Source organism: Marinoscillum pacificum (assembly GCF_024714495.1).
GTDB lineage: Bacteria > Bacteroidota > Bacteroidia > Cytophagales > Cyclobacteriaceae > Marinoscillum > Marinoscillum pacificum.
In genome coordinates, this window is the sequence record NZ_JAMZMJ010000006.1 from 301,974 (window position 1) to 316,657 (window position 14,684).

Here is a 14,684-nt window from a genome sequence, read left to right on the forward strand (position 1 = left end):
ACCAAAGATTTCAAATTTACTTCGGAATCCCAATCAATTAACGGTATATCACCATTAATAGCGCATCAGTAGGTCAATTTTATCTTTAATTCGTTGTTTTGGTAAGAAATTCTCTTCCAGAGCCTTAGCAAATGGCACGGGAGTGTCCAAACTTGCTTCTCGCATGACCGGTGCATCCAGGTATTCAAAACAGTGCTCACTGATCCACGCGGCAATCTCAGCACCAATTCCTCCAGTCATACAATCTTCATGAAGCACTATTACGCGACCTGTTTTCTTGACAGTTTGCTGTACAGCCAGTTTGTCCCAGGGAAGTAAGGTTCGTAAGTCCAGAACATCTGCAGATATTTCGTGTTCCTGAATAGCATCTAATGCCCAATGAACACCCATCCCATAAGTGATGATGGACAGTTCTGACCCTTCTGAGGCTAATGCTGCTTTTCCTACTTCAGTGGTGTAATAGCTATCAGGTACCTCTGCACTCAATGAACGATAAAGAGCCTTGTGCTCAAAGTACATATAAGGATTCGGATCTTCAATGGCAGCGTTGAGCAATCCTTTGGCATCCACCGGATTGGACGGATAGACAATTTTCAATCCTGGTGTATGGAAAAACCAGGCTTCGTTCGACTGACTATGGAATGGTCCAGCACCAACTCCAGCACCTGTAGGCATTCGCACTACCACATCTGCATTTTGACCCCATCGATAGTGGATTTTCGCCAGGTTATTGACAATTTGGTTGAAACCACACGTAACAAAGTCTGCAAATTGCATTTCTACTACGGATTTCATACCACGAATTGATAAACCCAAACCTGTCCCAACTATCGCGGATTCGCATAATGGAGTATTTCGGATTCGCTCTTTGCCAAATTGCTCTACAAAACCTTCAGTGATTTTGAATACTCCACCATAATCAGCTACATCCTGACCCATCACAACTAATTCAGGGTACTTTTCAAGGCTTTGTTTTAGACCATCGGAAATAGCATCTACAAAACGCTTGTTTGTTGAATTACCGTTTGGAGCTATCACTTCTTGCTCAAATGGAGCAAATAAGTCTTCAACCTCTGTAGCGGTATCTGCTACTACATCTGGTTGATCAAATGCTTTCTTGACTGATGCACTTATTTCTTTTTTGATCTTATCCTTGATCTTGGTTAGCTCTGATTCTTTGGCAACGCCCTCATCAAGCAACCACTTTTCATAATTTACTATTGGGTCTTTTTGCCCCCAATATTCCATGAGTTCATTGGGAACGTACTTCGTGCCAGAAGCTTCTTCATGGCCTCTCATACGGAAAGTTCGAGCTTCAAAAATCACTGGTCTTGGATTCTCGCGAATGTCTGCAACCAAAGGTTCCAATTCATTCAGCACTTCCAGTATATTGTTTCCTTCTACGCTGATAGCTTCAATACCATATGCAGGACCTTTTACCGTAAACGACTCAAAATTGAACTGCTCATGACTTGGAGTGGATAGTCCATAGCCATTGTTTTCAATAATGAAAATCACGGGTAGGTTCCACACAGAAGCCACGTTCACTGCTTCGTGGAAATCTCCTTCACTAGTACCACCATCTCCACTAAATACGATAGTTGCTTTAGGTTCTTTTCTGAGTAATCGTGATAGAGCGATACCATCCGCAATTCCGAGTTGTGGACCCAGGTGAGAAATCATCCCTACGATGTTGTGTGCTTTGGATCCAAAATGGAACGAGCGATCTCTTCCTTTCGTGAATCCATTAATCTTACCTTGAAACTGTTCGAATAACTGAGTGAATTCTACTCCTCTAGAAGTGAACACCCCCAGGTTTCGGTGCATTGGTAGGATGTATTCATCGTTAGTGAGAGCCAATGCAGCTCCAACAGAGATTGCTTCCTGACCAATTCCTGAAAACCATTTACTGATTTTTCCCTGACGAAGAAGAATCAACATTTTTTCTTCGATCAAACGAGGAGTAACCAGCTCAGTGTAGATGTCTAGTAGTTGTTTATCGGTTCTATTTTTACGAACAAAGTCCATATCTAATTGATGTCTTAGGGGTGTAAGATTTTTTGGATCTGGGGTTAAAAAAATTTGCCCAAAGGTATAAGGATTCTCTAATCTCACCAGAGATTTTTCATGCTCATAAAAACAAAATAGGGTGCAATAGTGTCTGATCAATTCACATTGCCGAGACATTGGTTACTTTTGGCCCTTCATGGTTGATTACAAAGAACATAAACTTCCAAATGGGCTTCAGCTGATTGTGCATGAAGACCATGATTCTCCTATTGTTTGCTTGAACGTGTTGTATAAGGTAGGTTCTCGCAACGAGTTACCTCACAAAACGGGATTTGCTCATTTGTTTGAGCATTTGATGTTTGGTGGTTCTAAGAACGTTCCAAACTTTGATGAGCCACTTCAAGCAGTTGGTGGAGACAACAATGCTTTTACCAACACCGATATAACCAATTATTATATCACGATTCCTTCTGCGAATGTAGAAACAGCATTTTGGCTGGAATCAGATAGAATGTTGAGCTTGTCTTTCGATCCGGAGGTATTGGAAGTACAGCGCAAGGTCGTTATTGAGGAGTTTAAGCAGCGTTATTTGAATCAACCTTATGGAGATATTTGGTTGAAGCTTCGTCCACTAGCATTCGAAAAGCATCCATATCGTTGGCCTACTATTGGTAAAGAAATCAGTCATATCGAGGATGCGACCATGGAAGATGTAAGAAGCTTCTTTAATGCACATTATCACCCAGGCAATGCGATATTGGTTATTGCTGGAGATATCACTGAAGAAAAGGCGCTCGAATTGACCAATAAATGGTTTGGTCCGATTCCTGGGAAAGATCAGCCAGTAGAAGAAGTGGAGCAAGAGCCTGTGCAAACAGCGGCCAAGCATCTAGAAATTAGAGCGAATGTACCTGCAGATGCGTTGTACAAAGTGTATCACATGCCCGGCCGTATAGGAAAACCCTATCACTCTGCAGATTTGCTAAGCGATCTTTTGGGCCGAGGAAAGTCATCCATTTTGCATCAGGAATTGGTGAAGAAAAAACCAATGTTTTCCAGTCTCTCAGCCTATGTAACGGGTAGTTTGGATCCAGGGCTTTTTGTCATTTCTGGGAAACTACTTCCTGGTGTTTCCATTGAAGAAGGAGATACCGCGGTTAAAGCGGTTCTCAGCTCGATTTTTGAAGGTGTTGATGAGAAAGAAGTTGAGAAAATAAAAAATCAGGCAGAGTCAACAACTGTATTCGCAGAGGTTGATCTACTGAATAGAGCTATGGGATTGGCTTATGCATCATTCCTTGGAGATATTGATTTGATTAATACAGAGCTGGATCTAATCAAATCTGTTACCGCGGATGATATCCTGGAGTCGGCCAAAAACATATTAAAAGAAGAAAACAGTACTACTTTATATTATCTAGCAGATGAAACCGAACATTAGAGTTGGCTATGGATATGATGTCCATGCATTGGCAGAAGGTGTTGATTTTTGGATTGGTGGTATCAAAGTACCACATACACACGGTGCTTTTGGTCATAGTGATGCGGATGTATTGATCCATGTGATCTGTGATGCATTGCTCGGTGCTGCCAATATGAGAGATATTGGATTTCATTTCTCAGATAAAGATCCTCAGTACAAAGGCATAGACAGTAAAATTTTACTCAAAAGAGTGGTAGCATTACTTGATGAAGAAGGATATGGCATTGTCAATATCGATGCAACTGTTTGTCTGCAACTGCCTAAGCTCAGTCCGCATATTGAGGACATGAAAAAAACGCTCGCGGCTACAATGGATCTTCCTGTTGAGGATGTTTCTGTTAAAGCTACAACAACAGAGAAATTAGGTTTTGTAGGTAAAGAAGAGGGAGTAGCAGCTCATGCAGTAGCTTTGATTTATAAGAAATAGGCGAGCTGCAGATTACCATTTACCAGGCACTTTTAACCATTCAGTATTCATAATTTCTGGTTGATTGAAAAAAATCAGAAATCAATGGAACTCCAACTTACTTTGTGGCGTTAACAAAATTGTTAAACAAAATTGTAAATGAGCAGTGCATCAGCACAAACCGAGGAATTGATCAAGGAAAAGGCGAAAGTCTTAATCTTTCAAAAGGGTTATTTAAACGCTACTACCCAGGAGATCGCAGATGAGGCAGGTGTAAACCGTGCCCTCATTCACTATTATTTCAGGTCTCGCGAGCAAATGATGGAAATCCTTTTGGAAGAGGCGCTTAATGAAAAGAAGATGAAGGTGACTGAATCTCTTTCTGGAAATAAGCCTTTTCGAGAGAAAATTGCTAACTACATAGACGTTGTAGTTAACCTTGGATTGACCTATCCCTATTTTACCAACTTTGTGATTAGCGAGATCAACAGACATCCGGATAAGGAAAAACTGTTTTGCTCGAAACATAAGGCGAAGACAGTTGATTTAATTAGGGACCAATTAGAAGCGGAAATAAAAAATGGGAAGCTTGCACCCATCCCCGCTGAAGATTTCATGGTCAATTTGGTTTCATTGTGCAACTATCCATTGCTCGCAAAGCCGATTCTAAAAACCATTCATGGTATGACAGATGAAGCCTATTACGATTTCTTAAGAGAACGAAAACGAACCATTTTCATCACGGTGTTTGGAGAAGAACCTCCCCAATCTGTCTTTACATCCGTGAACTAACTAGGAAAATTCTTTCAACCAACAATTTATGAATTTGAAGTCAACCTGGCTCCAAACCGCCTTTTGGTGTGTTTGGACGGCAGTGATACCACTTTACGGTGGTGCACAGATCAAAACAGATCCGATACAGGAGGCTACTTTGGAGAAGGTAGTTGCCTATGCTTTGGAAAACCAACCAGCTCTTAGACAAGCTGAAGTTAACCAGACGATCGTTGAAAAGACGATCAAAGGAAGACTGGCGGATTGGTATCCACAGATCAATTTTACATACAATTATCAGCGATTCATTGAGCTACAGAGCAGTGTAATCGGTGGTCAGGTCATTCGATTTGGCGTGGACAATACATCGTCAGCCCAGTTGAATGCTACTCAGAATTTGTTCAACCGAGACGTGCTGCTAGCAAGTAATACTGCTTCAACAGTTCGTATGCAGGCTGAGCAAAGTACTACCAAGACCAAAATCGCGACTGTAGTTGATGTAACGAAGGCATACTATGATGTACTGGCTACCCAACAGCAGATTGAGGTAAGTCAGGAATCAGTAGTACGGCTGGAAAGAAGTTTAAAGGATGCTCGTAGCAGATACGAAAGCGGAGTGTCGGATAAAACCGATTTTCAACGAGCAACTATTGCTTTAAGTAACGCTAAAACTGCGCTGAAATCCAATGAGGAACTTCTGGAGTACAAAAAGAAAAACCTGAAAACGCTAATGGGTTATCCATTGGAGCAGGATCTTCCTTTAGTCTATGAAGTAAGTGAAATGGAGCAGCGCATAGTATTGGATACAGCTTCCGGAGTAAGTCCTGATAATCACATTGATTACAAAATCTTGAAGACGCAACAGCATCTCCAGGATGCCAATGTGAAATATAGTCAATGGGCTTTTGTTCCTACAGTCAATCTGTTTGGTACTTACACTTTCAATTATCAGAATGATCAATTGAGTGAGTTATACAGTACTCGATATCCATATTCCTATGTAGGAGTGTCAGTGGGTCTTCCAATATTTCAGGGCGGAAAGCGTGTTGCAAAGGTTCAGGAGCAGAAATGGACCAGAACCCAGCTAGATGTTCAAATGGAAGACTTGACCAAGCGATTGAATACTGAATACGAGCGAACACTTGCCGTTTACAAAAGCAATCTCTTCAACTATCAAGCACAAAAGGAGAATGTAGAACTAGCTCAAGAAGTTTATGACTTGATCAATCTGCAATATAAATCTGGTGTGAAAACCTATCTGGATGTGACGATTGCGGAAACAGATCTTAGAACCACCCGCATCAATTATTTCAATGCATTGTACCAGGTACTTGCAAGTAAAATAGATGTGGAGAGAGCACTAGGAACCATCAACTAACATTAATTAGAAAATCAGAAACAAATGTTATCTAAACGATTACAATATATCTTAATCATCATAGGAGCAGTGATTTTGGCATCTTGTGGCAGTGCAGGTCAAGGTGGTCGTCCAGCTCCGGGACCGATAGCGGTTACGGCTGTAAAAGTACAACCTCAAACAAAGCAATTTTTCAATGAATATCCTGCTGTAGTAAAAGCGTTGCAAGAAGTGGAGCTTAGATCACAGGTGAGTGGTTACATCACAGGTATTCATTTTACAGAAGGTGGTGAGGTAAAGAAAGGTCAGAAACTTTACTCTATTGACCAGCAACAAACACAGGCGGCGTATCAACAGGCTTTGGCCAATTTAAGCGTACAGCAAGCAAACCTTGAGAAAGCTAAAAAAGACGTAGAGCGCTATCGCCAATTGGATGAAAAGGATGCGATTGCCAAGCAACAGGTAGATTATGCAGAAGCGACATATGAAGCAGCAGTAAAGCAAGTAGATGCTGCAAAGGCCGCAGTAAGTAGTTCACAAACAAATGTTCGCTATTCAACAATTGTAGCTCCATTTGATGGAACCATTGGTATTTCTCAGGTTCGATTGGGAGCTGCTGTGACACCAGGACAGACATTGTTAAATACGATTTCATCTGATGATCCAATGGCTGTTGAGTTTGTACTAGATCAAAGTGAAATTATGGCTTTTACGTCGATGCTGAAAAACAAAGACAAGCAAGCAGAATCGGCTTTTCATCTAGCCATAGGAAGCGAGAAGTATCCTTATACTGGCAAATTAATCTTAATAGACCGAGCTGTTGATCAGCAAACAGGCACTATAAAAGCGCGAGTAGAATTCTCCAATGCGGATGGAGCCTTGCGTCCAGGAATGTCAGTCTCACTTCAGGTGAGCAATGAAATTTCCGGTGCATTGACAGTTCCATTCAAAGCTTTAACAGAGCAACTAGGTGAGTTTTTTGTTTATGTGGTAAAAGACGATAACACAGTATCACAGCAAAAAGTCATCAGAGGAAGACAAATTGGTACAGATGTGATCATTGAATCAGGCGTATCAGCTGGTCAAACAGTGGTAGTAGAAGGGGTACAGAAGCTAAGAGAAGGAGCAAAGATTACTATCCAATAATTTAAGAACAGACTAAAACACTCTTAATCAAGAAATAAATGATTGCAGACGTTTTTATTAAAAGACCTAAAACGGCAATCGTAATATCGGTAGTTATTGTGTTGGTTGGGTTGATTGCAATGTCAACTTTGCCGATCTCACAATACCCTGATATTACTCCACCTACAGTGGCGATTACCGGAAATTATATAGGTGCAGATGCTCAGACAGTTGAGCAAACCACCACTACAGCTATTGAAACACAGGTTAACGGTACTCCTGGCATGACTTACATGTCTAGTAACAGTACCGCTAGTGGAGCCAGTAGTGTTACGGTGACCTTTGATGTGGGCACTGATATTGATATTGCGACGCTTGACGTACAAAACCGGGTAAGTGTGGCTGAGCCATCTCTTCCTGAGATTGTAAAAAGGCTTGGTTTGACAGTAAGAAAGCGTAATCCAAGTATTTTCATGGCGTTGGCGCTTTACTCACCAAATGGTACGCATGATGCGACATTTCTGGGCAACTATGCCAATATCTACATGAAGGATGCCTTACTCCGTGTAAAGGGAGTAGGGGACATTACTTCTGTTGGTGATGATTTTGGTATGAGGATATGGCTCAACCCTGATAAGTTAGCTGCTCTTAAAATGACACCTGCAGAAGTAAATGCAGCGTTGGCTGAGCAAAACTTACAAATGTCAGCGGGTACAGTTGGTGGTACTCCACAGCCAAATAATCAGGTATTTGAATACAATGTCATTAGCAATAGCCGAATCAATTCTGTGGAAGACTTTGAGAACATCATTGTTCGAAGCAATCCACAAACTGGTAACCTGGTTTACCTGAAGGACCTAGCTCGAGTAGAGTTGGCTAAGTTCAACTATGGAAATCACCCATATGTAATGGGGCACGAATCTGCTTTTATGTTGCTTTACCTGGAGCCAAGTGCCAATGCATTGGAAACGAGTCAGGGAGTAGAAAAAGCATTGGAGCAGTTAAAGGCTAGTTTCCCGAAAGACGTGGATTATTTGGTGCCTTTGGAAACCACTTCCGTAGTTGAAGTTTCAATTGATGAGGTGATTCATACATTGGTAGAAGCTTTGATATTGGTGATTCTGGTGGTGTTCTTGTTCCTTCAGAACTGGAGAGCAACCTTGATTCCAGTATTGGCGATCCCTGTATCATTGATTGGTACTTTCATATTTTTCGTTCCATTCGGATTTACCATCAATACCTTGACATTGTTTGCTTTCGTTTTGGCCATTGGTATTGTGGTGGATGATGCCATTGTAGTGGTGGAGGCGATTCAGCACAACATCGATTCGTACAAGATGTCGGCTAAGGAGGCAACCAAAAAGGCAATGAAAGAAATTTCAGGCCCTGTAATTGCGATTGCATTGATTCTTGCGGCGGTATTCGTACCGGTAGGATTTGTTCCTGGTATTGTGGGCAGATTGTATCAGCAGTTTGCGATTACCATTGCTATTTCTGTAGTTATCTCGGCATTCGTTGCACTTTCTTTGACTCCTGCCTTGAGCATGATGTTGTTGAAGCCATCTGGTTCTGGTAAGAAAAACTTCCTGGATCGATTCTTCGGTGCATTCAACAAGTGGTTTGATAAAGTTTCTAATTCCTATACCAAAGGAGTGAATGCCTGGATACGCAAGACTCCATATGTGTTGGTAATGATGGTGGTTTTGGTAGTAGGATTGGTATACATGTTCCAAACCAAACCAACGGGTTTCGTACCAACAGAGGATGAAAAGCGAATGTATGTGGCCTACGAAATGCCGGAAGGTACCTCTACGAAGAGAAACATCGAATTGCAGTTGGAACTTCAGAAGCGAATCATGGCAATTCCTGCCGTTAATGTAGTCGGAGGTTTAGCTGGGTTGAACATTCTTACCTTCTCCAACAAGTCTAATGCGGGTACACTTTTCGTGAATTTGAAGCATTGGAATGATCGGGATTTGGAAACAGAGAGTGTACCACAAATCATGGCTCAGATTCAGCAAATAACAGCTGATATCAAAGAAGCCAGGATTTTGGTGGTAGCTCCACCGGCCATTCCAGGTTTGGGTAGGTCATCTGGTTTCACTTTTGAGTTACTTCAAACAACAAGTGCTGATGACATCAAGGCTTTCGAAGGAACCATGTATCAGTTTCTTGCTGCCGCAAACCAACGTCCAGAAATTGCGATGGCTTATTCATTCTTCTCCACCAAAACACCAAGTTACCAGGTGGATTTGGATAAAGAGAAAGCGAAGAAACTAGGTGTAAATGTTGCGGAGGCATACAGTGCCATGTCCACATTGCTTGCTAGTAGCTATGTCAATGATTTCAACATTTATGGTAGAAACTTCCGAGTGGTAACTCAAGCGGACACGACCTATAGAAGTGATATCAAGGACATTGGTAAATATAGAGTTAGAAATAGCATGGGTGAAATGGTGCCATTGAGTGCTTTGATCACCACGCGTTTGATCGAAACTCCTGCGGTTATCTCTCACTACAACATTTATAGATCAGCTGAAATTCTTGGTGCTGCTGCTCCAGGTTACAGTAGTGGTCAGGCGATTGAAGCACTCAGAGAAGTGGCTGCTGAAGTTCTGCCAAATGGATATGACTATGAGTTTAGTGGTATGAGTGCGGAAGAAATCAAAGCCGGAAGCAGTACCGTGATGATCTTTGCAGTATCTATCGTGTTTGTATTCCTGTTTTTGGTGGCTCTTTATGAGAGCTGGTCAGTACCATTCTCTGTATTGTTTGCGGTACCGGTTGGAGCATTTGGGTCCATTCTTACCTTGATGTTCTTACCAAATTTGACCAATAACATTTATGCGCAGATTGGATTGATCACGTTGATTGGGCTTTCAGCAAAGAATGCGATTTTGATTGTGGAGTTTGCCAAGGAACGTGTGGATAGCGGTATGGAAATCGTTGCTGCAACTCTTGAAGCGGTTCGCTTGAGACTTAGACCAATTATCATGACGTCACTTGCCTTCATCATGGGAGTATTGCCGTTGGCATTCTCTGTTGGAGCAGGTGCAGAAGCTAGAAAGACCATAGGCTGGACAGTAGCTGGTGGTATGTTGGCAGCTAGTTCATTAGCCATCTTCGTGGTGCCGGTACTCTATGTGCTCATCACTAATATAGCGACAAGAAATAAACCAAAAGTGGAGACGTCAGAAGCGTAATTTTAAATATCAAGAAGGGCCTTTTACGGGCCCTTTTTTATTTCCTTCCCTTATTTATCTTCATGTAACTTTGTGAGGATGGAAAAGCAACCGAAACTCAAGCTCATAACTACCCAGGATGGCTCCCATAGTTTAATGCGTGAGGACATGAATGAAACCTACCATTCATTCCATGGCGCACTTGGGGAATCGAAATATGTCTTTATCGAGATGGGACTTGATTGGAAGCTTAACCAACCAGATATTGAGCAGATTGATGTATTTGAGGTTGGTTTTGGGACTGGATTAAATGCTTACCTGGCGGCTTTATTTGCCAATAAAAATAGAATTCCTGTTTGTTTCCATACAGTCGAGCCAATTCCTGTTCCTCAGGATCTGTACAGTCAGTTTAACTATGGAGATACCATAGAAGGCAATGCTTTGTTGCTGCATTTGCATGATAGTGATTGGGGCAAGGAAGTGGATATTTCGGAATACTTCACCATTTGCAAACATGAAACGACACTCGAGTCTTTTGATTTGAAAAAGGAATTTGATGTAATCTTCTTCGATGCCTTTGCGCCAAGCAAACAAGCGGAGGTCTGGAGCTTGGATAACATTCAAAAGTGCTTTAATCTCACCAAGCCAGGAGGAGGACTCACCACCTACTGTGCTCAGGGACAGTTTAAGCGAAACCTTGCTGCTGCTGGCTATGAAGTAGAAACCCTAAAAGGCGCCATGGGCAAAAAGGAAATGGTGAGGGGACTTAAGTAAATAGACAATAGATTTATTGCAACTGCTCTTCAATAGTTATGGCGCATTGACTTTGGTTTAGTCTATGGTTGTAGATCTAAAATGAAAAAGACAAATCAAGAAGAGGAGATTGAAATGTGCCAATTTCTTCATGAATCTTTTCATATGATTTGTTCACTAGCTGATAACCGAGAACCAAATTCGTATCCGGATCTGCAATCCAGTATTCCTTTACTCCAAATCTTTCGTATAGATCTTTTTTTCTGATCAGGTCATGGTCTTTGTTGCCAGGTGAAAGCACCTCAACTAACAAATCAGGAACACCATGGATATGACCATTTTCATTAATAATCGATAAGTTTTTTTCCAACACAACAACGATATCTGGTTGAACAGCATTGCTGGTTTCATCCAAATAAACATCAAATGGCGCCATTAATACTTCTCCATTATTTTGGTCGATAATCACATTACTCAACTTTCTGAAAAGTATTTGCAATATTTTTTGATGCTTGAATATCGGAGAGGGGGACATATAAATTTGATTATCAATCAACTCAGCTAGTGTACCCTCAGGTAAACCCTGGAAAACTTCCATGATTGTTCTTGGTGGATGATCAATAGCTTTTTGCATGGCTCTTGTTTTATATAAAAATACACATTTATAAATGAATTTGTTTCGAAGAACTCAAAACTTAAGGTGAATTGGAAGCTCAACCTTAACTCCATGTTCATCTGGAATAGGCGCGTGTCTCACTGGCTTTATAGGAATTAAACCCGTCCATATCGGTAAATCCATCTCATCTTCTTCATGGCTTGGTGGGCCCTGACGAACTTTGGCTCCTGCTTCTTCCAGGCTAAATCGAATGCCAGTGGTTTTTGCCATTTCTTTCTTATTCATAGGCTTCAGATAATCCCAGCTATTCGGTACCATCTTTTCAGTGAGTTCCTTGAAGGCTTCATATTTCAATTCATCGTCTTCAATCACTTCTCCTTTCGCGTAAATCACTACCGATCGATAATTCACAGAATGATGAAAAGCTGTTTTTGCGATGACCAGTTCGTCAGCTAGCATCACACTGATGCAGACTGTGCGTCCATCGGTAATGGTTCTCATGAAATGTGATCCTACCGATCCATGCAAATACACATGATTGCCTATTCGCACAAAAGACTGTGGAATACTGACCGGCACATTGTTTTCAGCATAACTAATGGTACAAAATAAGGCCTCATCCAGAATGGAGAAGATTGTATCGTCATCATACTTAGCACGCTGATTTGCCATTCGGCTTGGCGTATTACGTTTAGTTTGTCTGGACATGATTTTTTGTATTTGATTCAAATGTACTAGCTTGACGGACTAATTAGTTGGTCCGGTATTGTAATATTGATTAGTCCAGTATGTTGATAGAGTTGTTAGCATTGAATGCGAAAAGCGATGTTCCCTTGTACAGGCAACTGACAAGCCAGATTACAGAGTTGATACAGCGACAGATTATTCAATCAGGATACAAGCTGCCAGGGTCAAGATCTTTAGCTGATGAATTAGGCATTCATCGGCAAACAGTAGTTGCAGCGATTGATCAATTGGTGATCGAAGGATGGCTGGAAACACAGCCTGGAAAAGGAACGTATGTTGCAGAGAATCTTTCCAGCGTTCCTCAGTCCTTTACCCAGGAATCCATGGAATTGCCTCGGGCACCTGAGATGCCCATTCCACAAGTACTTCAAAGAAACCTTCACTTAACAACCCAGAAATATCATTTGGATGATGGTTTGCCTGATCCAAGACTCGCACCAACTGCTGAGCTGATGCGTGCGTATAAGTCTTGCGTTACTACTGGCAATCTCTACCCTCGCTTTACTTATGGAGATACCAAAGGCCAATTATTGCTGCGCCAGGAGCTAAGTACCTATTTAAATGAAACAAGAGGCATTCAGGTAACAGCTGATCAAATTATCATCACACGTGGAGTAACTCAAGCAATGTATCTGTGTATCAATGGGTTTTTAAAACCTGGAGATAAAGTGGCGGTAGGTGAGCTGAACTGGGAGTCAGCGAATGCAAATTTTCTTTATCACGGCATGGAGCTGATCAAAGTAAAAGTGGATGAGGAGGGTTTAGATATTGATCACCTGGAGCAGCTCTGCTCCGAACATGACATCAAAATGGTCTATACTACTCCGCATCATCAGTACCCGACAACAGTCATCATGCCCGCTTCACGACGGTTGAAGTTGATACAGCTGGCTAGAACACATCAGTTTTATGTATTCGAAGATGATTATGACTATGATTTCTTTTATTCAGCACATCCGGTAATGCCATTGGCATCTGCTGATCATGGGGATTTTGTCCTGTATGCAGGCTCTTTTACCAAAGCCATTTCACCGGTGTTTCGAGTAGGCTATTTGGTAGCCAATGCCAATCAAATAGATTATTTGTCCAGAATAAGACGAATGATTGATCGACAAGGAGATGCCATATTAGAATTGGCAATTGCTGAGTTATTGAAGCTGGGAATTATTCAGAGACACTTGAAAAAAAGCAGACGTATCTATCAGGAGCGAAGAGATGTGTTTACCCACTTACTTCAAGATGAACTAACTAATTACATGAAGTTTGATGTTCCGAAAGGAGGGATGTCCGTATGGACGCAGTTCAATCATGACATTGATCTGAAGAAGCTTTATGAACGAGCGTTAAAGCGGAATCTATTTATTACCAGTGGTGAACAAATACAAGGAAAGTCAATCAACGCGACCAGGTTGGGATATGCCTCCAGCACAGAAGAAGAATTGGAAATTAGTGTCGGTATTTTAAAAGATCTTATCCATCAATAACCTCGTAGGACTTGTTTCTCTTCACTTTTTGCCTTTCGAAAATCGAAGTTTAAGGTGTAGTCATTGGCAAGAAGCTTGACTCGATAATATTTGTATAAGACATTGTTCTTAAAGACTAGTTTACCATCATGCGAGAAGCCAGGGGAAATAGATTTCTTACGGAATAACTCACCTGGTAAGTATCGAAGCTCTTCTTTCGCAGTGTATTTCTGTTCTCCTGCGGAGGAAACTAGCATGTCCGCAGTAAATACGCCGAAATCAGTTAATGCATTTCTGCTTTGATAGCGTCTTTCATCTTTTTTTGACCAGTATTCTTTTTTCGAATCACGATTATCTGCTGCAGCATCCGCGACTATTAAGGCCGCACCGAAAATGACTGCCGCTACAGCCATGGTGTTGGCATTGCGTACTTTCTCTCTGTAGAAGAACTCTACGTCATCTGGCCCAAGAGCTCCTTCTGCTACTATATTGGTGTTTTCCGCTTCAAAGTCTGGACTGCTGTAAGCCATTGTAGCCTTATCACCAAGATAAACCGTGTCCTCACTTTGGTTATCAATATGAAGCCAAAAGGTCACCAGATCATCATTTGATGAGACAAACTCCATAGTGTAGGCAACTCCATCTACCTCTATAAAAGTTTGATTGTTGTTGAGACTGGTGTCATAGTCTAGTGGCACATACTGGGCGGTGCAGCTTGTTAAGACTGCTATCATCAAGGTGTAAATAGAAGGCTTCATGCCTATTCAGGCA

At 41.5% G+C, this 14,684-nt stretch carries 12 protein-coding genes; 8 read left to right on the top strand and 4 right to left on the bottom strand.

What is annotated here, in order from left to right:
- Positions 1-54: 54 nt before the first annotated feature.
- A complete protein-coding gene (locus tag NXS00_RS15910) occupies positions 55-2,028 on the bottom strand; it encodes an alpha-ketoacid dehydrogenase subunit alpha/beta (RefSeq protein ID WP_258100231.1) in 1,974 nt (657 codons plus the stop codon).
- Between the two features lie 178 nt (positions 2,029-2,206).
- Here NXS00_RS15910 and NXS00_RS15915 point away from each other — a divergent pair, with 178 nt between their 5' ends.
- The 7 genes from NXS00_RS15915 to mnmC2 all read left to right on the top strand — a co-directional run bounded on the left by NXS00_RS15915 (position 2,207) and on the right by mnmC2 (position 11,108).
- The gene (locus tag NXS00_RS15915; RefSeq protein WP_258100232.1) at positions 2,207-3,451 is read left to right on the top strand and encodes a M16 family metallopeptidase; all 1,245 of its coding nucleotides are present in this window, start codon (positions 2,207-2,209) and stop codon (positions 3,449-3,451) included.
- Positions 3,435-3,920 carry a 2-C-methyl-D-erythritol 2,4-cyclodiphosphate synthase gene (gene ispF / locus NXS00_RS15920; protein WP_258100233.1) on the top strand — a complete coding sequence of 162 codons (486 nt, stop codon included), beginning with the start codon at positions 3,435-3,437 and terminating at the stop codon, positions 3,918-3,920. The genes NXS00_RS15915 and ispF overlap by 17 nt, the downstream gene beginning before the upstream one ends.
- 138 nt (positions 3,921-4,058) lie before the next feature.
- On the top strand, positions 4,059-4,691 hold the full coding sequence (locus tag NXS00_RS15925) for a TetR/AcrR family transcriptional regulator (RefSeq protein ID WP_258100234.1): 633 nt from the start codon (positions 4,059-4,061) through the stop codon (positions 4,689-4,691).
- A gap of 28 nt (positions 4,692-4,719) precedes the next feature.
- Positions 4,720-6,048 carry a TolC family protein gene (locus tag NXS00_RS15930; RefSeq protein WP_258100235.1) on the top strand — a complete coding sequence of 443 codons (1,329 nt, stop codon included), beginning with the start codon at positions 4,720-4,722 and terminating at the stop codon, positions 6,046-6,048.
- Between the two features lie 24 nt (positions 6,049-6,072).
- On the top strand, positions 6,073-7,173 hold the full coding sequence (locus tag NXS00_RS15935; protein ID WP_258100236.1) for an efflux RND transporter periplasmic adaptor subunit: 1,101 nt from the start codon (positions 6,073-6,075) through the stop codon (positions 7,171-7,173).
- Between the two features lie 38 nt (positions 7,174-7,211).
- A complete protein-coding gene (locus NXS00_RS15940; RefSeq protein ID WP_258100237.1) occupies positions 7,212-10,355 on the top strand; it encodes an efflux RND transporter permease subunit in 3,144 nt (1,047 codons plus the stop codon).
- 78 nt (positions 10,356-10,433) lie between these two features.
- Positions 10,434-11,108, top strand: a complete 675-nt coding sequence (mnmC2, locus tag NXS00_RS15945) for a tRNA (5-methylaminomethyl-2-thiouridine)(34)-methyltransferase MnmC2 (protein ID WP_258100238.1) — start codon at positions 10,434-10,436, stop codon at positions 11,106-11,108.
- 76 nt (positions 11,109-11,184) lie between these two features.
- On the opposite strand, the gene NXS00_RS15950 is transcribed toward mnmC2, so the two are convergent.
- Positions 11,185-11,721, bottom strand: coding sequence for a Uma2 family endonuclease (locus tag NXS00_RS15950; protein WP_258100239.1), 537 nt, complete (start codon positions 11,719-11,721; stop codon positions 11,185-11,187).
- 54 nt (positions 11,722-11,775) lie between these two features.
- Positions 11,776-12,411, bottom strand: a complete 636-nt coding sequence (locus tag NXS00_RS15955; protein WP_258100240.1) for a pyridoxamine 5'-phosphate oxidase family protein — start codon at positions 12,409-12,411, stop codon at positions 11,776-11,778.
- Between the two features lie 80 nt (positions 12,412-12,491).
- Here NXS00_RS15955 and pdxR point away from each other — a divergent pair, with 80 nt between their 5' ends.
- The gene (gene pdxR / locus NXS00_RS15960) at positions 12,492-13,934 is read left to right on the top strand and encodes a MocR-like pyridoxine biosynthesis transcription factor PdxR (protein ID WP_258100241.1); all 1,443 of its coding nucleotides are present in this window, start codon (positions 12,492-12,494) and stop codon (positions 13,932-13,934) included.
- On the opposite strand, the gene NXS00_RS15965 is transcribed toward pdxR, so the two are convergent.
- Positions 13,928-14,647 (bottom strand): hypothetical protein, encoded by a 720-nt coding sequence (locus NXS00_RS15965; protein ID WP_258100242.1) that lies wholly within the window; start codon positions 14,645-14,647, stop codon positions 13,928-13,930. The genes pdxR and NXS00_RS15965 overlap by 7 nt on opposite strands.
- Between the last annotated feature and the right edge of the window lie 37 nt (positions 14,648-14,684).

Coding starts and splice junctions, on each gene's coding strand:
- NXS00_RS15910 (WP_258100231.1), bottom strand. CDS start 2,028: ATGGACTTTGTTCGTAAAAATAGAACCGATAAACAACTACTAGACATC.
- NXS00_RS15915 (WP_258100232.1), top strand. CDS start 2,207: ATGGTTGATTACAAAGAACATAAACTTCCAAATGGGCTTCAGCTGATT.
- ispF (WP_258100233.1), top strand. CDS start 3,435: ATGAAACCGAACATTAGAGTTGGCTATGGATATGATGTCCATGCATTG.
- NXS00_RS15925 (WP_258100234.1), top strand. CDS start 4,059: ATGAGCAGTGCATCAGCACAAACCGAGGAATTGATCAAGGAAAAGGCG.
- NXS00_RS15930 (WP_258100235.1), top strand. CDS start 4,720: ATGAATTTGAAGTCAACCTGGCTCCAAACCGCCTTTTGGTGTGTTTGG.
- NXS00_RS15935 (WP_258100236.1), top strand. CDS start 6,073: ATGTTATCTAAACGATTACAATATATCTTAATCATCATAGGAGCAGTG.
- NXS00_RS15940 (WP_258100237.1), top strand. CDS start 7,212: ATGATTGCAGACGTTTTTATTAAAAGACCTAAAACGGCAATCGTAATA.
- mnmC2 (WP_258100238.1), top strand. CDS start 10,434: ATGGAAAAGCAACCGAAACTCAAGCTCATAACTACCCAGGATGGCTCC.
- NXS00_RS15950 (WP_258100239.1), bottom strand. CDS start 11,721: ATGCAAAAAGCTATTGATCATCCACCAAGAACAATCATGGAAGTTTTC.
- NXS00_RS15955 (WP_258100240.1), bottom strand. CDS start 12,411: ATGTCCAGACAAACTAAACGTAATACGCCAAGCCGAATGGCAAATCAG.
- pdxR (WP_258100241.1), top strand. CDS start 12,492: ATGTTGATAGAGTTGTTAGCATTGAATGCGAAAAGCGATGTTCCCTTG.
- NXS00_RS15965 (WP_258100242.1), bottom strand. CDS start 14,647: ATGATAGCAGTCTTAACAAGCTGCACCGCCCAGTATGTGCCACTAGAC.